At 53.8% G+C, this 17,222-nt stretch carries 26 protein-coding genes; 20 read left to right on the top strand and 6 right to left on the bottom strand.

The features are described from left to right. Positions 1-56: 56 nt before the first annotated feature. Both ACIQY3_RS11250 and ACIQY3_RS11245 read right to left on the bottom strand, forming a co-directional pair. The gene (locus ACIQY3_RS11250) at positions 57-890 is read right to left on the bottom strand and encodes a hypothetical protein (protein ID WP_403019349.1); all 834 of its coding nucleotides are present in this window, start codon (positions 888-890) and stop codon (positions 57-59) included. Between the two features lie 44 nt (positions 891-934). Beyond that, the gene (locus ACIQY3_RS11245; RefSeq protein WP_403019348.1) at positions 935-1,810 is read right to left on the bottom strand and encodes a hypothetical protein; all 876 of its coding nucleotides are present in this window, start codon (positions 1,808-1,810) and stop codon (positions 935-937) included. A 266-nt stretch (positions 1,811-2,076) separates the two neighbouring features. On the opposite strand from ACIQY3_RS11245, the gene ACIQY3_RS11240 reads away from it, so the two are divergent. From ACIQY3_RS11240 to ACIQY3_RS11205, 8 genes are all read left to right on the top strand, one after another. Continuing rightward, positions 2,077-2,976: a hypothetical protein gene (locus ACIQY3_RS11240; protein ID WP_403019347.1), complete on the top strand. Its 900-nt coding sequence runs from the start codon at positions 2,077-2,079 to the stop codon at positions 2,974-2,976. Further along, positions 2,969-3,508, top strand: a complete 540-nt coding sequence (locus ACIQY3_RS11235) for a hypothetical protein (protein ID WP_403019345.1) — start codon at positions 2,969-2,971, stop codon at positions 3,506-3,508. The genes ACIQY3_RS11240 and ACIQY3_RS11235 overlap by 8 nt, the downstream gene beginning before the upstream one ends. 208 nt (positions 3,509-3,716) lie before the next feature. Continuing rightward, positions 3,717-4,007 (top strand): hypothetical protein, encoded by a 291-nt coding sequence (locus tag ACIQY3_RS11230; protein WP_403019342.1) that lies wholly within the window; start codon positions 3,717-3,719, stop codon positions 4,005-4,007. 78 nt (positions 4,008-4,085) lie between these two features. Continuing rightward, positions 4,086-4,295 carry a hypothetical protein gene (locus ACIQY3_RS11225; protein ID WP_403019341.1) on the top strand — a complete coding sequence of 70 codons (210 nt, stop codon included), beginning with the start codon at positions 4,086-4,088 and terminating at the stop codon, positions 4,293-4,295. Between the two features lie 385 nt (positions 4,296-4,680). Next, positions 4,681-4,986 carry a hypothetical protein gene (locus ACIQY3_RS11220; RefSeq protein ID WP_403019340.1) on the top strand — a complete coding sequence of 102 codons (306 nt, stop codon included), beginning with the start codon at positions 4,681-4,683 and terminating at the stop codon, positions 4,984-4,986. Positions 4,987-5,044: 58 nt separating this feature from the next. After that, positions 5,045-5,410: a hypothetical protein gene (locus ACIQY3_RS11215; RefSeq protein WP_403019339.1), complete on the top strand. Its 366-nt coding sequence runs from the start codon at positions 5,045-5,047 to the stop codon at positions 5,408-5,410. 90 nt (positions 5,411-5,500) lie between these two features. Next, entirely contained in the window at positions 5,501-5,743 is a 243-nt protein-coding gene (locus ACIQY3_RS11210) for a hypothetical protein (RefSeq protein ID WP_403019338.1), read from the top strand. Positions 5,744-5,812: 69 nt separating this feature from the next. After that, positions 5,813-6,199, top strand: a complete 387-nt coding sequence (locus tag ACIQY3_RS11205; RefSeq protein WP_403019337.1) for a hypothetical protein — start codon at positions 5,813-5,815, stop codon at positions 6,197-6,199. Between the two features lie 522 nt (positions 6,200-6,721). On the opposite strand, the gene ACIQY3_RS11200 is transcribed toward ACIQY3_RS11205, so the two are convergent. Both ACIQY3_RS11200 and ACIQY3_RS11195 read right to left on the bottom strand, forming a co-directional pair. After that, positions 6,722-6,853 carry a hypothetical protein gene (locus ACIQY3_RS11200; RefSeq protein WP_403019335.1) on the bottom strand — a complete coding sequence of 44 codons (132 nt, stop codon included), beginning with the start codon at positions 6,851-6,853 and terminating at the stop codon, positions 6,722-6,724. Positions 6,854-6,869: 16 nt separating this feature from the next. Further along, the gene (locus tag ACIQY3_RS11195) at positions 6,870-7,577 is read right to left on the bottom strand and encodes a GNAT family N-acetyltransferase (RefSeq protein WP_403019334.1); all 708 of its coding nucleotides are present in this window, start codon (positions 7,575-7,577) and stop codon (positions 6,870-6,872) included. Positions 7,578-8,169: 592 nt separating this feature from the next. On the opposite strand from ACIQY3_RS11195, the gene ACIQY3_RS11190 reads away from it, so the two are divergent. From ACIQY3_RS11190 to ACIQY3_RS11135, 12 genes are all read left to right on the top strand, one after another. After that, positions 8,170-8,595 (top strand): LexA family protein, encoded by a 426-nt coding sequence (locus ACIQY3_RS11190; protein WP_403019332.1) that lies wholly within the window; start codon positions 8,170-8,172, stop codon positions 8,593-8,595. Further along, positions 8,588-9,862, top strand: coding sequence for a translesion error-prone DNA polymerase V subunit UmuC (gene umuC, locus ACIQY3_RS11185; protein WP_403019330.1), 1,275 nt, complete (start codon positions 8,588-8,590; stop codon positions 9,860-9,862). Before ACIQY3_RS11190 ends, umuC begins: the two co-directional genes overlap by 8 nt. A 162-nt stretch (positions 9,863-10,024) precedes the next feature. Then, complete coding sequence (locus ACIQY3_RS11180; RefSeq protein WP_403019329.1) at positions 10,025-10,405, top strand: hypothetical protein; 381 nt, start codon at positions 10,025-10,027, stop codon at positions 10,403-10,405. 38 nt (positions 10,406-10,443) lie between these two features. Then, positions 10,444-10,674: a hypothetical protein gene (locus ACIQY3_RS11175; RefSeq protein WP_403019327.1), complete on the top strand. Its 231-nt coding sequence runs from the start codon at positions 10,444-10,446 to the stop codon at positions 10,672-10,674. Positions 10,675-10,712: 38 nt separating this feature from the next. After that, positions 10,713-11,315 carry a hypothetical protein gene (locus ACIQY3_RS11170; protein WP_403019325.1) on the top strand — a complete coding sequence of 201 codons (603 nt, stop codon included), beginning with the start codon at positions 10,713-10,715 and terminating at the stop codon, positions 11,313-11,315. Positions 11,316-11,718: 403 nt separating this feature from the next. Continuing rightward, entirely contained in the window at positions 11,719-12,132 is a 414-nt protein-coding gene (locus ACIQY3_RS11165) for a hypothetical protein (protein WP_403019323.1), read from the top strand. A gap of 79 nt (positions 12,133-12,211) precedes the next feature. Continuing rightward, entirely contained in the window at positions 12,212-12,430 is a 219-nt protein-coding gene (locus ACIQY3_RS11160; protein ID WP_403019322.1) for a hypothetical protein, read from the top strand. Positions 12,431-12,515: 85 nt separating this feature from the next. Further along, positions 12,516-12,755, top strand: a complete 240-nt coding sequence (locus ACIQY3_RS11155) for a hypothetical protein (protein WP_403019321.1) — start codon at positions 12,516-12,518, stop codon at positions 12,753-12,755. Positions 12,756-13,119: 364 nt separating this feature from the next. Continuing rightward, positions 13,120-13,707: a hypothetical protein gene (locus tag ACIQY3_RS11150; RefSeq protein ID WP_403019319.1), complete on the top strand. Its 588-nt coding sequence runs from the start codon at positions 13,120-13,122 to the stop codon at positions 13,705-13,707. A 48-nt stretch (positions 13,708-13,755) separates the two neighbouring features. Then, positions 13,756-14,994, top strand: coding sequence for a DNA methyltransferase (locus ACIQY3_RS11145; RefSeq protein WP_403019317.1), 1,239 nt, complete (start codon positions 13,756-13,758; stop codon positions 14,992-14,994). Between the two features lie 90 nt (positions 14,995-15,084). Continuing rightward, positions 15,085-15,498, top strand: coding sequence for a hypothetical protein (locus ACIQY3_RS11140; protein WP_403019315.1), 414 nt, complete (start codon positions 15,085-15,087; stop codon positions 15,496-15,498). 9 nt (positions 15,499-15,507) lie between these two features. Beyond that, on the top strand, positions 15,508-16,017 hold the full coding sequence (locus ACIQY3_RS11135; protein WP_403019313.1) for a hypothetical protein: 510 nt from the start codon (positions 15,508-15,510) through the stop codon (positions 16,015-16,017). Positions 16,018-16,066: 49 nt separating this feature from the next. Here the strand turns inward: ACIQY3_RS11135 and ACIQY3_RS11130 are convergent, their stop codons facing one another. Beyond that, complete coding sequence (locus ACIQY3_RS11130) at positions 16,067-16,687, bottom strand: hypothetical protein (protein WP_403019312.1); 621 nt, start codon at positions 16,685-16,687, stop codon at positions 16,067-16,069. 3 nt (positions 16,688-16,690) lie between these two features. After that, entirely contained in the window at positions 16,691-17,170 is a 480-nt protein-coding gene (locus ACIQY3_RS11125; RefSeq protein ID WP_403019310.1) for a hypothetical protein, read from the bottom strand. Between the last annotated feature and the right edge of the window lie 52 nt (positions 17,171-17,222).

Genomic DNA, 17,222 nt, shown 5'->3' with positions numbered 1-17,222 from the left:
AGCAATAATGAAGTATATTTCCCTAGAACACCAGCGGAACGATTGCACTCGGTTATTCAAGGCAGTCCCATTTGTAACCGTCGCAAAAGCGTCCGGGCTGTAATCAGCGTGAGGTGGAGCTTGTATGTGGAGTGTTCCTCATCAGACAACCCCGGATGGGATCCGTCGCTATGCAGCATTCGAAGCAGGCCTTGTATGAAACCCTTGCCGTCCTCAGCCCATTCTCCGCGCGCCAGCGAAAAGAACCCTACTCTCCCCAACAGCTGAACCCGGTTGTTCATGGTAAATGTCGGCGCATCCTGTGACGCGAAGCCTATCGCAGTGATGTTGTTGATCAGTTGTTCCATGAATGTACGGAATTGCGCATTGGCGGCCGCCCAGTCTCCACGAGTGTGGCAATCGATTGCCTGATCCAGGTGAGCGGTGGCCATCTGCATGCCATAGCGCTTGAGCAAGGCGTGCAGTTCATCATCGCTCTTGGGCATGTCTACGCTCATTGGGAGCGCGCTTCGCAACCACGGTGGTGATCCTTGAGCGCATTCGCCAGCCTCCCACGAAACCACAAAACCATCTCTGGCTAGGCTTCGCCGAAAGTACTCTTGGCTGGGTTCATCTGCGCCGTTACTCATCAATGCAACAGCTTCGCGTACAAGCGCCTCTCCGAGCGAAACAACACCATCTCTTGTCAGCACCTGCTGCGTTGGATTCAGGAGCACCTGGTGACTTAGCTGTACGACCTTCTTCGGAACGCTCAACGCGTCCCCGAAAGGTATAACCGCATTGAGACCCAGCCTCTGAACCATCTGATCGAATTTCGCCTGCGTCATGCGCTCAAGCAATACTGCCGCCGCGAGCATCGTAGGACGCGTGAAGGTCAACACCTCTGACATTTTATTCTCCGTTGAGTGGGATCCGGCTTGTACACCGCTCCTCACTAGCTGTGCTCCGTATTCGCCGCACCTGACGCAGGGGTTTCCCTTAGTCTGCGCGGGTAATCCCCTACAGTCGAAACCCCTTTCCAATCCTCGTGACCAAAATCGTCTGGGAGCAGATCAATTTTTTGAGAGAGGTCGACGAGATCGATCTTGTTATGGTTACGCGTAAAAAGATGAATGCGGGCACCGCCGTCAGGGTTGTACATCCCCCTCCAATTGGGGCGATGCATAGTGAATTGGTTGACCCGGCACCACTCGGCACGCTCGGCGGCCAAACGCGGCTCGATTCTGTCCAGGTACGGTTCATCAGCAATCACGTAGCTTTTCGAATTCGGGTCAAACCAGATGCTCACGTGATCCTGACCAGGTATGAGTTGAGGGTCATAAAAGTTCGTGCCCAAGTACGCCTGCTTCTTGCGAGGGTATGCAAGCCCGGCTCGGTTCACAGGAATCAGTCCTGTAGCCTCAATGAACATCAAAGCGCGCAGCGCTTCCACCGCCCAGCCTCGGGCCATGTCCTGACTGGCTCCATACTCTTTCGTCGTGAGTACATCCGGACTGCCAAGATAGAACATAGCCAGTCGAGAGCCTGCCTTGCGTGGATCGAACATTTCGGTCACATGCTTGGCAAATGGATATGTGAGTGTCTCGACACCCTGCCGCCCGCCTTCAATATCCACCCAACGGGCTTCAATACGCGTTAATGGCATCGATTCAGGGAGTGTCCGCCGTGCAGCATTCCAGTTGGCTGCGCCAGCGAGTTGCGATGCGAGATTCAGTGCCTCGGCGCGAGTACAGCCTTCGGCTTTTGCAATTTGGGATGCGCGATGCTTGATCCCGTTGAGGGTGCGAGGCGTTAGAACTGAAGGTGTCATAGCTGCATTCTCTGGCCTCATGGCGAGCGTCACCCGTTTACCGCCCACGTCGGGCCCTTGAAAGCGCTAGACGCGAGATAGTGAGGTTGAAGCAGCAGGGTGCCGGAGGCACTTGGCGATAACGGGTGGCCGGCCACTGCAATGACCGCGCTCAGGGTGCCAGAGCTGAGTGCGCAGATCAACCAAGGCGGCGCTGTGTATGCATACAGCAAACCCCAAAAAGAGTTATTCTGCCACTATCAACTCCAGGCAAAAGGACATCGCAATTGGGCCAAGACATCCCCTTGATTCGTTCCTATGAAGATTTACTTCAGCGCCCCCTTTATGCGCCCTCACTCCACTTCCATCCGAAGGCGAGTCGCCGATTTGGAAGCGTGATTTGCCCGACCGACTTTGCTGATAGCGCACCATGCGGTATTGCCTCCTGCCGCACCCCGCACCTGCACGGCTACCTGATCACCACCAGCGATGGGCAGGAAACGAACATTGGAAGCCATTGCGGTAAAAAACACTTCGGCATCGAGTTCACGCAAGAGCGACGGCGCGTTGATCAAGCCTTAATTCGAACCCGGCGAATTGCATCGATCCGCGAGCTTCAAGCTGTTCTGCCAACCCTCATTGAACAACTGGACAGTCTTGAAGCTGGCCACAAGGCTTTGGTTGAATTGAAGCAGCGATTGATGGGGGCCATCGGCACTGATGTTTTTTCGGTGCTTAAAATCCGAGCTGACCGTGGGGACAACGTGGTTACACGCCCACGGCCGATGACTAAAAAAGAGGCTGACATTTTCTTTGAAACCTCGAACCGTCATCCCGGCGATGGATTGGGCTGGCCTACAAAGGATGAACCGGTGGCCACACTTGAAGGCCTCGCTTACATCAAAGCCAGAGCCAAAGACATCATCTTGCTCAACTTGGTGGAACCATTGAGAACGCTCGCGCAGATCAAGGGTACCGATCTCGAAACGATGAAATCGCGCGAGCTCGGCATGTGGTCAAAGTTGGTTGGTGATCTTCCTGTCCGCATTGCCCAAGCCCAAGACGTCGTTCAAGCTGGCTGGCGCTTCTTCAATCCAGCGAATATTGGGTCGTTGACCTTCATCGGAGCGGACGGGAAGACCTTGAAGCCAATGATTCAGGCGCTGGAGCAGGAAGTCCATGGGTAGCGCTGACGTCGACGTGTTCTACGCTCGGGGCATCCTGAGTAACGAGCAAGTAGATGGCGTTCTCTCGCTGGGTATGGCCGATTACCTGGACGCGTACCGAATTGATTCAGCGGAGGTGACGTCGGAACACATGTTTAAAGCCAAAACAGCTTGGGACGTGGAACTATCGAGGCACATCGGGGATATTCAGTTTCATGCTCAAGCGGGCACCGTAAGGCCCCCGGTCAATCTGATCCTCGCGCAAGACATCAGCTGCGCGGTCGTTGGCTTCCTTTTGGCGAACCAGCTCGACCACCCGCAAATTCGGGACATCCGATTTGTTGTCGTGCAGACGGAGTATCGACACCATGGGATCCTCAACAGGATGATTCGCGCACTTGTTGAGGAGTATTCTGTAATCACGCTTGATTGCAAAAACGAGAGTTACTTCCGCAGCGCGGGCTTTGTGGTTACCGGCAAACTTGGCAATCACACGACTATGCAGCTCGGCGCTTTGTCGGGCAGCGTAAGTCCGCCAACTTCAAATCTATAGCCCGTCAGATCGGATAACCACCAACCCAACTGGCCAGCAATTTAGGGGCATCCATACCGCTCGGCACTAAGGAAATATACTTCTTTACACGCAGAGAAATATATTTCAGAATCTGGCTTCAACGATTCACTCGGCTTTTAGCGTCTGACACCGGGGTGAACACCAAGTAGTGCCAAGATGGCGATCAGCCGGAACTGAAGGAGTTGTTATGATTATCCCAGATGATGAGCGGCAGCCGGCATCCCAAATAAACCTCCAGCACCTCAACAACTGCATTGCCCGCGCAGTGTCGTTCCGGCATTCAGACAAAAAGACTGCTCGCCGTTGGCTGCATCAGGGGCGAATCGCCGCCCTGCACGAGGTGTCCAGACTCGGGTCAGGTCACCCTCAGTGGGAAACTTTCCGAATCAAGCTCATTCGCTTCGAGAATCGCCGCGACAAACGTGTAGCTCGGGAATGGCGCAAACAGCAAGCCGCCAAAAAACGACTAGCAGCTTGAAGCTTGCGCCAACAGTTCAGAGAACTCTCTATGCACCTCCAAGCATCAAAGCACGTTACTGTCTCGGACGATGAAATCATGGCTGATCTGTTCCGACTTGCCAGAACAGAGCGCTTCAGAACCGTTGCTCCGCTTCTGAGTGAAGCCGGGGCAATGTACCCATTGGAGTCTCCAGAGCGCATCCATGCATGTTTGAAGCAGCTCGGCGAGAAGCTTTGGGATACCGACCATGGTGGGTATGCAACAGAGTACAAGCAACACCGCAGACCAAAAGCAGCAGCTCGCTGACACAACATAAAACTGCGTCCCCAACAGGCCTGTACGCCGATTAGGGGCGGGAGATGAAATACGTGACATTCAATATCCACACTGTTCTTAAACCGGCTCTTTGGGGAGCGCTATTCGGAGTAACTGCCTGTTTCGTGCTGAGCTTCTTTCCCGATATTGGCTCGATTCCGATTCCCACTGGCATCCCGTCTGGCCGCCTGGATTTAGGGCTTTTGGGGCAGACTCCGTTACTGCATGCAGCGCTTTTTGGCGCAATCGCAGGCGTTGTTGCATCAGTAATTCCGATTCCACCTATTCGTACGCGGAACTGAAAGCACATACCCGCTCGCGCAGATCAGACAACCACATGCAGGCACTGGAAAGCGCCTGTTAAAGGTAATGACACATGGAAATTTTAGCTCGCAACTTGTCGGGCGAGATCGTAAACGTCGATCTCGCGGCAAAACCAGCCCACCATCTGACGCTCGGTAATCCGCACGCAGTACCTGGGGTTGGTCAGCTGGAGTCAGCAAATCTCATCCGCAAAGACATCGAGAAAATCATCCGCCACTTCAGTGGTGACCCCGGCCAAGCCGCCATTCAAATTTGCGTCATGCTCGATGAGCATTTCGATCTGGCATCGAACGGTTTTTTTGAGCGTGATGAAGTCGTTGAGAAAGCAATTCTTGAAGCCGATCACGACTCCGACTGATTTGCCTGCACCGGCTCCAACAAAGCGCAATACGGCCACCAGCCCAAGGAAAGCTAGTTTGATCTTCAACGTCAGTTCAAAGCAGGTAGAAATCAGGGCGGCTAAGCGCTTTCGACTGGCTCCCAGTGGAGATCTATCGGTACCGGGTCACATCTTGCTGAACTGGCTGGGCGTGATGCTGTGCATCACTCCCCCGCCACCGATCCCGCAGCCCTCCTCCTGGAGCGACTATATCGTCACGCTTAAGGATGGTCAGGATTACCACGTTTCGGCATTCAACGAGCATCACGCAGCCTCCATGGTCGTGTACGGAAAGCTCAACGGCGACCCCTTAGCAATTGACGGTGCAACTGGCGAGCCATTGGGAGACGTGAAGGTTCATCGCGAAAACATTGCGAGCGTTTTTCTCAAGCCAAACAGCTGAAGCAGCAAATCGAACACCCCATGTGCCGGCCATCCAGCCAAACTTTTCAAATAGCCAATTTATGGGTTTCACTACTGAAGGATTGAAGACATGTCGAACAAAAACGCGATCACCACTCAGGTCTACGAACTGCCAGTAGATCCCGATGCTCGTGACAAATTCGTTAATGGCGTCAAAGCCCTCGCGGACGAGTGCAAAGCAGTTTGGGTTGCTGGATCTCATCACAATGAAATCGACTATGCAGACCTCCTCGCAGAGAAATTGTCTGAGCATGACGGCGAGTTGGCGGTAGAAGGGATTCGCCAAGAGTTCGAGCGGGCTCAACGTCGGTAAACCACCCGAGCGGCCGGCGGTACCAGGATTTCAGTTCACGCCCCCGACGCAACAACAGGAATGACGATCATGGGAAGAGCACAAACAGAGGCTGAATCGCTGATGGTGGAATACCGTCATGCTCTCGTTGACGGGCTGGGCAGCGAGGAGGCGGCTTTCACTCTCTCCACACTGCCAACGCTGCTTATCTATCCAAACGTCGGTGTCGCCTATTCGTTGCAGGATAAGCGCCTGTATGTACTCGTAGACGGGACTGGTGGTATCGATAAGCCAGGTTATCTGCCGTGCCTATTGCTGGATTTTGCGAGAGAGTTAACAGTGCGTCTGAAGACTTTCGTTGTGCCCGATCAGACCTCGAACGGCCAAATCATTTGGGGCGGCAAGCAGCGGGGGCCCATTTATGCATATCGCTTCAAGTTGATGGACTCGCCAACCACGATGCCTACATCCAACTGATCGAATCAGCCTGCGCCCATGAAAGCCCGCCTTGCGCGGGCTTTTTCATCGCCATGGTAGGCTGTCAGCATTGAGCTGCCGAACTCCCCCCGGCCAGCTCACCTAGCAACTCTTCTACGTGCGCATCTACCGTCGCTTGGCAACCTGGAATGTAGTCACCGCGTGATGACTCTATCTTTCGGATCTGTACTGGTGGGAGCCCGAACTGATCGCCAGTGACGTCGACGACATAGCGCTCATCGTCAATCACCGCCTCCATCCAATAATGCCCATGCCAGATACCTGAGACACAGATTCCGCCGTCCCCTGCTCCGTCGCCGCCACGTACTGTGACGCGGGCTGGTGAGAATTTATTCAGGATCCGAGCCCCTACGCTCGCCGCGTACAAGCATGTGCCCGAGGTGCTCTGGCCATTGAGTGACTGCCGAACTATCTCGACGAACATTTCACGGAGTTGCTGTACCTGGGCACTGAGTTGAGTGAAGGCAGACTCCTCAACGGTCACCGCGTGGTTCGCCCTGCTCACTGAACCTTCGCGTACTTCGCGATCTCATCAAATATTTTCGCAATATCTAACAGTGATGCGCCAGGCGCTTTGGCCATTGCTGCCAAGTTTTCCAGGTACACCATCACGTGCTGGTTGTGTTTGACCATTGGCTTGCTCCGTGGATCATTCAGTGCTCGTTGCAGTGGCCATGCGCTCATTCACGAACGCAACCACCTTGCGCTTGATTTGCTCTACCTGCCTTTCAATTTTTCTTTCAGCATTCACCAGCGCTTTGCGGCCGTGTTTCTGAAGCAAGCCCTGGTGAATAGCCAGTACCTGAGGCATTTGGTAAATCTCCGCCACATTCAAAACTGCCATCACTCCCTCGGCAGTGTGGTCGCGCGTATTCATCCTGACCTGAGTCTCTCGGTACCCGATCACCTGAAAACCCATAGCCTCGTAGACTGGTACTTTCTCCACAAAGCAGCTGAGCTCAGCATGCGGGTACCGGGCGAGCATCTCGTGGATCATCAAGCGACCGATTCCCTGCCGCCTGTTACTGGCTCGGACGATCATATAAGAAACGCCACACGCATCCGCAACGCCTGCCAGCGGCTGATATAGGAGGTACCCAATCACCTGGCTAGGTTTACTCGGCTCCGTCGCCACAATCACTTCAGAGCAACGCTCAGGCGAATACCCCATTGAGGCAAGGTACTGACCTACCTCAATGGCCAAAGTGGCCTGGTAGAGCGGAAACAGCTCATTGCTGAACGGAACAGCCCGCGTTCCGAGCGAGGTGAGATTTTCCCCAGTCATTTCCACCAGTTGATCAAGGATGACGCCTGGTGGCGGGCGGTTGTAGTGAGTGATTGTAGGTACGTTGCTCATCATATTCCCTTGGCTTGAAGCGGCATTGGAGAGCAGGCGCAGATCAAAATGGAACTGTCACCCGCCATCAAGCATCTGTGCCTACTCTCCAAAACCTCCTCTCCACGTTGCTTTAAAACTGCAAGGGTTGAAGTCGCGCCGATGTTGAGACTTTCAGAGTCCATATGCACCGCACTCAACAACTTCGCGAGATGATAGCCATATGCCTGACATGCCACACTATTTCATTGTCTTTTTTGCTTTCAAAGGGCTCAAGCGAAAACAACTCTACGCGCAATAAAAACCCCGCCTTGTTGAGGGGCGGGGTTACAGCATCGCGGCAGGGCGAAGGGGAAAAACATTGGCCGGTACATACCCTACAGCGGATCAACCACTTCTAATGCTGCACACTGAGTCTGGGCCATATCTCCATGCATAACAACCACTCGACCTGACGGAGCCAGGCCACCTCACTCCCGACGCGCCCTTCTTGCCGGAATCTCATCAGCACCTGGAAGCATGGTCACTCGTCGAAATTCTGGTCAGGCAATTGACCAGCACTGAAAGCCTTAGTTAACTGTACATTCGTACAGCATTTGGCAAGGCGAATATCATGAGTGTCACCATTCTGGGCCCCCTGACCGAAGCCGGCATCAAACTGCCGCTTTTTTCACACAAGGTACCGGCGGGCTTCCCATCACCAGCAGCTGATCATGTTGAACAGAAAATCTCTCTGGATGAGCTGTTGAACATCAGAGCACCTCATATCTACCTTGTGCGAATCGGCGGTCAGAGCATGCAAGGGGCTGGGATTTTCGATGGAGACTTGGTGATCGTAGATCGCTCCATTGAGCCAAAGCATGGTCACATTGTGATTGGCTGCGTGAATCAGGAGCCCACCTGCAAACGTCTTTTGATGCGCGAATCGAGCATCATATTGATGCCAGAGAACACGGAATTTCCTGCTCGCCATATCTTGGAAGGCGACGAGTACACAACATGGGGCGTTGTTACCTTTAGCGTGCGCAGCCATGCCTAACCCTGCACAGGTATTCAGCCTCACGGATTGCAACTCGTTTTATGCTTCGTGTGAGAGGGTGTTCCGCCCCGACCTGGCCAAGACGCCAATCGTGGTCTTGAGCAATAACGATGGCTGTGTAATCGCCCGAAGTTACGACGCTAAACCCTTCGTGAAGATGGGCGCACCGTATTTTCAAATCAAGGACATAGTGCGCCAGCGCGGCATTCAGGTATTCAGCAGTAACTACGCTTTGTACGGCGACATGAGCGAACGCGTTATGACAATCGTCGAGTCGATGACTGACTCCTGCGAAACTTATAGCATCGACGAAATTTTTTCGGACTTAAGCGGGATGCCCGGTGACCTTGATGCACTGGGCCGCCGGATACGAGCCACAGTTTTGCGCTGTACTGGCATTCCCGTTGGTGTTGGGATCGCGACGACAAAAACACTCGCCAAACTCGCAAACCACACGGCGAAAAGGCTGCAAACGCAAACAGGCGGCGTGGTGAACATCTGCGATGATTTCAAGCGTGATTGGGTGCTGCGCAATACCGACGTGTCCGAAGTATGGGGTATTGGTCGCAGGCTCAAAGCACACCTTACCGAGCTCAGGATTAACTCAGCGATGGATCTGGCACGCGCGGATCCACAGATGCTGCGAAATAAATTCAGCGTAGTTGTCGAGAAGACCGCGCGCGAGCTTCGCGGTACCGCGTGCCTGGAATTGGAAGAGGCTGCGCCCGCTAAACATGAAATTTGTTGCTCGCGAGCATTTGGAAAGCGCCTGACAGACTTGCAGCCGATCAAAGAAGCGGTGGCCACCTACATGATGCGCGCATCTGAAAAGCTTCGCGCTCAGCGGTCGCTGTGCAGAAAGATTCGCGTCAGTATTCGGACAGGCATGTTCAACCCCAACGAAGCAAAGTTCGCCAATGGCGCGCTGATCGAACTGCCCTATCCGACAGACGACGTCCGGATTCTCACGAAAACTGCTCTTGGCGCGGTCGAGCAAGTTTTCCGGCCGGGGTTCAATTACAGCAAGGCGGAGGTTCTTCTACTCAACCTGTGTCGACGCGGCGAGTTCACCGAAGATCTGTTTGCTACCTCACAGCCCGAATCCACTGATCGCATCATGGGTGTAATGGATCAAATCAACGGCCGCTGGGGGCGGGGCACACTGCGTAGCGCCAGTGTTCCAGCAGCGCCAGAGTGGGCCATGCGCAGGGAGTTCTTGAGCCAAAGCTACACCACGCGCCTAGATCAACTTTGGCAGGTTTCGTAGGGCGATCACCGTCGACTTAGACTCAAGCAAGACACTTTCCACAAATCTCCTACCTGCATACTAATTAGCCATACATATAGGTTAGATTGCCATTTATTATCCCTATGGTTAATATCGTGGAATTGGCCGCTGATGGCTCAACTTTTAAGCAGGATCAACGTGATGAGTAAGGGCCTGGATGACGAGGTCGTTCGAGAGCTTAATGTGAAGATCTTGGATGAGATGGTCGTGCACCCGAGAAAGGAAGTGGCGGCTCTCGCCCTTAAAATCAAGCACGGTGAAAACCCGAGTGCCAGCGCGCTAATTTTGGCCTTAGCAGATCTGCTCCCTGTTCCTCGCGCGCCGACGGATCCACGCTTGACGCCCGCTGAGTTCAAGGAAGAATACCGGCGGCGTGGTTGGAATGGGTTGAACCTGGCGGCACGCTGGGGACGCGGCCCAGTCTGGATGAGTCGAGTTGGCTCTAAAGCAGACCGCGACCTTTTTTTGGATGATGCGGTCATGGGACTGCCAGATCTGACTAAACAGCCGGATGACTTATGAGTGCTGTAACCCCAGCTCTCAGCACCAGGCGATGATGAATGGCCCAAATCTACCAACTCACGTTCCGTGACACAGAAAGCACCACTCAAGTGACCTTGGCTGGCGCGAATCCAAGAAACGTAGTCGCTGTTTTTTTTAGTTCGGGGATCGGTCGCAGCAAGGCCGCTGAGAAACAGATACGGCCAACGATTCTCGCCCTGGTACCACCGATGCTGGACGAAGCATTCACATTGGCTCAGGACGACTGGCAGCTACAGATCCTTCGGTAAGATCCTCAACACATCACGCCAGAAGCAGGATGTAAAAATTGGTTGAAATCACTGAGCTACCACCGGACGAACTGCCCAAGTCACTCACAGCTCGACATGTGATTCAGGGCTTGGGCGAACACCTGACAGCTTTTTTGGCTGCTAACAATATGACTGGCTGGCAAGTTGCTGAGGACTACGTTCTCCGTGATGACCACCTTGGCGATCAGTTGCTCCTTATAAGCCAATCAACGGGCTTATATGTCGTACGACTCAAAAGAATCGCCAAATATCTCACCAAGGTCGCTCGTGCCAATGGCGCTGAGATACAGCTGGCGAATGTACAAGAGATGCTTGCTCGTGCTCTTGGCTACAGCGGGTACCACATCGCCGTACATTGCCGCACTGTTGATGATTTCATTGAAAATATCTGGCCGGCCGGGGCCGCAATGAGTCTTACAACGCTGAATGAGGAAGCGGGGCTACCCATGAATCCCGAACTCATGGATCGTCTCAGGGAGCGAATCAAATTCAACGAAAAAAGAGACCTCCTCCAAAGTCAGATTGAAGATCCGATATCGGCAAAGAAATTAAAGATCGAACTTAGAAAGCGTGATCGCCCAAAGGGGTGGGCACCAGTGATCTCAAGGGACGGGGAATAAGTACTTGCTAGGGACAAAAGCATGCGCAGTCATTCTCACGTCGGCGCAGGCAACCACGATATCGAGCACGACTCTTGTAGTCAGGGAGAGATGATGGCGCAGGAAAAGACGGCAGTCACTCGGGAGGTCGAGGCCGTGTATCGCGATGCCAGTTGGTACAACAACCCAGATGTCCGAACGCCAAAAAAGGCTCACATTTTGAAGCCGGATGGCAACCCCGCGTGTGGACTGGTAGCCATTATGTGCACTCCGGTTCCCGCTGACTCGATCCCCGAAATTCTCCGCTGCAAACGAGCCGGATGCAGCAGTGGCTGGCCCCTAGTTGGATAACTCGCCAGAACGGCTATCGAAGCCCTCAACCATAGCCCACCCTTTTCCCCTGCGTTCCGGAGACATTGATTTTATGGCGATGCAGCAACGCTTTTACATTCAAACGGATGCGCCACGCGAGGTTGAACACCTGGTGACCCGGATTGCGCGGACGAACCACGCTGGCGCATATTTGCAGCCGATCGTTGTTCATCCTGGCCCGCATAAAGGCACTATTACCCCCAAGCGCGACATCTTCTTTGAGGTCGTTTCACCCGCCGATCAAAGTGATCACACGGGATGGTATTACCTGAAGACACCAATCACGTTCGGTACCGAATCTGCAAACTGCGTAGCTGAAGCGCTCAATGATAGTGAGCTGGTCATTGCCTTCGCTACGGACACCAGCAACGCAGCGGATGAACTTGAGCCCCCAGCGCGATTGGTTGAGGTAGGCGACTCGCTGTTGCGCCACGCAGCCTTGAGGCGAACAAGCTATACCTCCTGAAACAACCAGCCTGCCATGAGCAGGCTTTCGCGGTATCAGAGCACGCGATTCGCGTACTCAGCAGCGAGGGAAAGCAGCTATGTCCTATGAACAATTCAAAGAAGTTTGCGAGGAGCATTCGCCTGAGTCGGCCAACCAAAGACTAGCTGAAGGCTGGACTCTCTTAGGCGTCGTGCCTGGGTTCGACCCTTCAAGCGGCCGGGGCTATACCTGTTACGTGCTTGGCAAGGCCCTAACAGAATTGGAAAAAATCAAGCAGCTCATGGGAAATCACGCTGAAGGTGGCTCAAAAAGCTGATCAGGAACCTGTCCGGCGGCTCAAGAGCTTGAGTGGGCCGCTACGTTACCGCATATCGCGTTGTTGCAGACTTGGGGGCTGAGTGATGGCTGTTATCGGATTGAGCGAACTGCAAGAGTCCCGGTGGATTGCTCTGATCGGGCTCATCGAGGTCTCCGATGGTATAGGTGCCGCTCTTGATGCTGGCGGCCGCGCCGATGGCTATGCATTAGGCTTGCTGGATGCCAAGGTGATTACTGAACCTACACGTGATCGACTAGCGCGAATAGTCTCCACGGCTACATCATCAAGGGTCAGCCAAATTGAGCGCGAGTCCAGCGAATAAACCCTATTCGAGCAGTGCCTGTTAATCCGCTCACAAACCACCACTCTTTCCGTTCGTGTTGAGCTACGCCCTCCTCTAGCACTACTCGCCGCCCTATAACTCGCTCTACCCCAACGCCCCCAAAGTGCGCAGTGCCACGACAGCCAGAGTCTGAGACAGGCTTTTCGCGCGTCGTTGCGATGCAAGTGCCGGCCTCCTCGGCCAAATATGCGTACTTCCTTAAAAAAAGAAATCCGGCATCACTCAGCAAAAGTGGCCTCCGAGCAGCCTGATCGCGGCCATGTGTTTTGTACAAACCACATGCTAGACAACCATTAAAACTTCTTTATAATGTACCTATACCGTAGTTTTATTGGAGAGTGCCATGCAGCCACATACCAACAAAGAAGATGTAACTCGTTTCTGTGGCCATACGGCTGCATTCACCTTTGATCGTTCGAAAAGCAGCAAAGACTCGATGGTTCAACGGTCGGAGGCGCGCAAGAGCTTGTGCCCTGACTGTGTTGAAAAGTTGATTGGCTGGCTGTCTACCGCTGAAATCAAGACCTATCCAGTTGAGTTGCCTGAGATCAGAGGCACTGTTAAAACAGCCCCTTGGGCCCGCCAGATACGCGCAAAGGAACTGGCGAAGTACGCCCCAATTATGCAGGTGCTCAGCGAGAACAGTACTGATCCGCTGGCACGTGCTGCGCTTGCTGCATACAGCCTGCTGTTCACTATCGAGTCTGCAAAATTCTGGATCGATAACCGCATTTTCAAATATGACCGCTGGTGGCTTACCAGCGAGATTTCATCGTTGGTCAAGGAAGAAGGCCGTTTCGGCAAGACCTACGCCGCCTATTCCGCATACGGCCATTACCGCAATTCAGGCCTCAACCACATTGCCCAAGCTCGCCAGGCGGCGAACTGGGACTTGGGTGAGCCTGAATTGAAGGCAGTCTCGGGCCTGTGAAGGCCCTTCAGCCTTTTGGCATCGCACTCCAACCCTACGGACAACAATATGCAGCTTGAGCTCTTCAGCGCTGGCCAGGTCGCGGCCTTGTACAAGGCAAACCCTGATGTAGCGCTCGACAACAAAACTCTCTATTCGCTCATTTCAGAGCGCTACAGCATTTCAAAGGACAGTTTGGGCCGGAGAGTCCCCATCGGAACGGCTGCAAGCCTTCACAGCCCTCTTAAAAGGGGGATTCGCTGGATGCAGCAAACCCTGAAGCAGGCCCGAATTATTGAGCGTGTAAAAGGTGAGCGGGGGGTCTGGCGACTCACGGAAGAGGCTAAGCGCGACCTGCATCCAGCCAAGCCCGGCGTGAAGCTGCTCGCGTTCCGGACTGACCTCGGAATGGCCGTGTGGGGCGCGAGTGAAGACATTTTCAAGCGCCTGACTGTCCCTATTACATTGTGTTTCACTTCGCCCCCGTACTGCCTGCGCGAGCCTCGCGCATATGGAAATCCAGACGAGCGCGAGATCGTCGACTTCATCTGCACCACCCTTGAGCCTGTCATCGAGAATCTCGCTGAAGATGGCAGTCTCGTACTCAACGTGACACAAGACGTTTTCCTCGCTAAATCACCTGCGCGCTCGACGTACCTAGAACGCTTGGTGCTGACCATTTGTGACCGGTTCGGTCTGTCATTGATGGATCGAATTGTGTGGAATAACCCCTCCCGACCACCTGGGCCGGTGCTTTGGGCAAGTCGCACACGGCAACAACTCAACTTTAGCTACGAGCCCGTTTTGTGGTTCGCGAAGAACCCCATCTTGGTGAAGGCAGATAATCGGCGAGTTCTTGAACCGCACTCTGAACGACACATCAAGCTCATGGAAGGTGGTGGGGAGAAGCGAACTGCCGAGTACGGTGACGGAGCATTCAAGATTCGTCCAGGTAACTACGGCCGCATCACCGAAGGCAAAATTCCCCGTAACGTTCTTGTACGTGGCCACCGATGCGCATACGGAAATCAATATCGCCATGCGATTGCAGAACTCGGGTTGCCCGCCCACGGCGCTGGTCAGCCATTCTCCGTCCCGGAGTTCCTCATTCGGTTCCTGACTGAAGAAAAGGATCTCGTGGTCGATAGCTTCGGCGGCCGGATCATGACCGGCTTGGCTGCGGAGTTGAACGGCCGAGCTTGGATGTGTGGCGAGAAGATGCTCGAATATGTTCGCGGCGGTGCGGAGCTTTTTAGAAACCGCCCAGGTTTCTGGCTGAACCCGCACCTTGCAACGATACGTCGCTGATCGTCGTCGCATAGCCAGGCGCAATCAAGTCTTGCCGGCGAAATATGAGACCATTGGCGCTTTTCAAAACCTCCCACAGGACATCACGGCATGCAGCCCCAACAAAACTCCACAACATTCAAAGTCACCACTCATGCAGGAAGGATGCTGACGGTTACTGTCGCCAGCGGCGAGGAGTGTTCCGCGTCCGAAATCCAATCCGATTTACGTGGTGATTTTCTTGTGGAACCGGTGATTGAACCATCACCCCAGGCGACACTTGATAGCTTTACAACAACACCCATTCGCAACGCCCTGAAATTCGTGGCTGTGTGGGTGGTCGTTCTGATTGTTGGTTTTTTTGTGGCGATGTTGATTGATCTCTTCATCGATATGGCAAAGCTCGGTGATGGTTTGACGTCTGAACGCCTGCGGCTTTTGTCGCGCGGCTGGCTTTACCTCCTCATCACTGGCGTCCTGATCTTCTTGGCACCAGTGTTTTTGCGCTTGAAGCGCAACTCATAGGGTTCATCAATGACACGGAATTTTGCGCTTGCGCTCGCCGCCCCTCTATTGACGCTCTCGATTGGTGTTGGAATCGGTTATGCCCTGAACCAGCAAGAGCCACCCACTCAATCCGAGGTGACACCGCCTTTTACGGTGAAATCAGCAGGTAAGCAGTGGTTGAGAGAAATCTGTGGCCGCAGTGATGCCTATGCCAGCCTGACCAAAGGCGACCGACAGACATTGAAAGTTCTGCGACTTGATGGCCTGGAGGCGATAGCGTTTTCAGACAGGGGTGTCGCTTGCCTCGTGGAAGGCTCATTGCGCACAAGGGTTGAGCATGGTTCTGGCGCGAGCACTACATCTGACGAGCAGATTCACCAATTCATCTTGGTGTCCATCACCGGTGAGTCCGAGCTCGTATCTGAAGAGTTCTTTAAAGCGACGCTCAAATCCCGAGCAATAAGTGCCATGGCATCGAACGTCGGGAATGACGGGACTGTCACGCCGAAGATCGAGCTGAAACCTCTTTCACGCTGAAAGACTTTGATTCACGGAGTCAACTCGTTCGAAAACTATTCAGCATGTCTCACTGCTCACAACCTGGCGGCACAGGGCCAATCACTTTCCCGTGCGCCACACCGGTTAGGAATCGCAGGCACGTTTCCAGATCCGGAATACCGCAAAGCCCTACAGTGACGCTGTACGGGTTATCTACATAGGTCACGCCGTCGTCGGCATCATAGTCGACAAAGTTGTCTTGGACGCGCTGACCATCTCCAGACATGAGCTGCTCAAACAAGGTTTGGGGACTTGGCAATCCGAGTTCATCCCATCGCCCAGATTGAATCAGGCGGCCAATACGTTCAGCCTCAGCCGCCTTGATGATTTCTTGATCCTGTTTAAGCTCAAACTCCGCTTGCAGCCTCGCTTCAAGCTCTGCATGCAGGTTCCGCTCAATGACAGCCAAGTCAAAGTATTTACGGTAATTCGATGTCAGCTCCTCAACGTCAGCGAAGAGCGGAGGTGTATTCGCACCGTATCGCGGCTCGGGACTCCAAGCCTCGTTTTCAGCGATCTCGAAGACCTCGGCCATTACGATTTTCTTCCAATGCTCGGCCTCCTCTTGGCAACCTGGCAACTTGAGCAGCACCCGGACATGTAGCCAATCCAACCGAGCCTTCAGACAGCGAGAAAATGCGCCATGCATTGCCTAGCCTCCGACCGCGACAGCGGTATTTTGAGCCGATGATTGTGCCTCGACTGCGGTGGCCACCAGCTCAACAAAATCAGCAAGTAATGCCCCATCGAAGACCATCTTCGCGTACGAGTGGAACACCCTGAACCCAGCTGCTTCGAAGAGGTTTCCTCGATCTCGGTCTTTTTGATATGCGGACTTTGATGAGTGGTACCGGAAACCATCGAACTCGATAATGGTATTCGGGTGGATGAAGATGTCTGCCCGGAATTTTCGCCCAGGTATCAGTCCTTCCTTCTCCCATTCCGGCATACCGGGGAGACGAACTGACAGCGCGTCAAACAAGATCTGTTGAGGATCGACCTTCTTCGCTGAAGAAGAGCGAGCGCCCGCATGCCCTTTTGCTTTTCGGCTGCTGGACTTTATTTCAGCAGCGGCCTCTTTGGTTATCCAACCATTCATTGCCGCAACGTCTGGGTGAAATCTGAGGCTCATCGGGCGACCCTAAACTACGATATAGATTAACTATACCGCAGTTCAAGTAAGG

The sequence above is a fragment of the Pseudomonas sp. NPDC096950 genome, from assembly GCF_044762525.1.
Classification (GTDB): domain Bacteria; phylum Pseudomonadota; class Gammaproteobacteria; order Pseudomonadales; family Pseudomonadaceae; genus Aquipseudomonas.
This window is presented reverse-complemented; position numbering and strand designations above follow the sequence as displayed.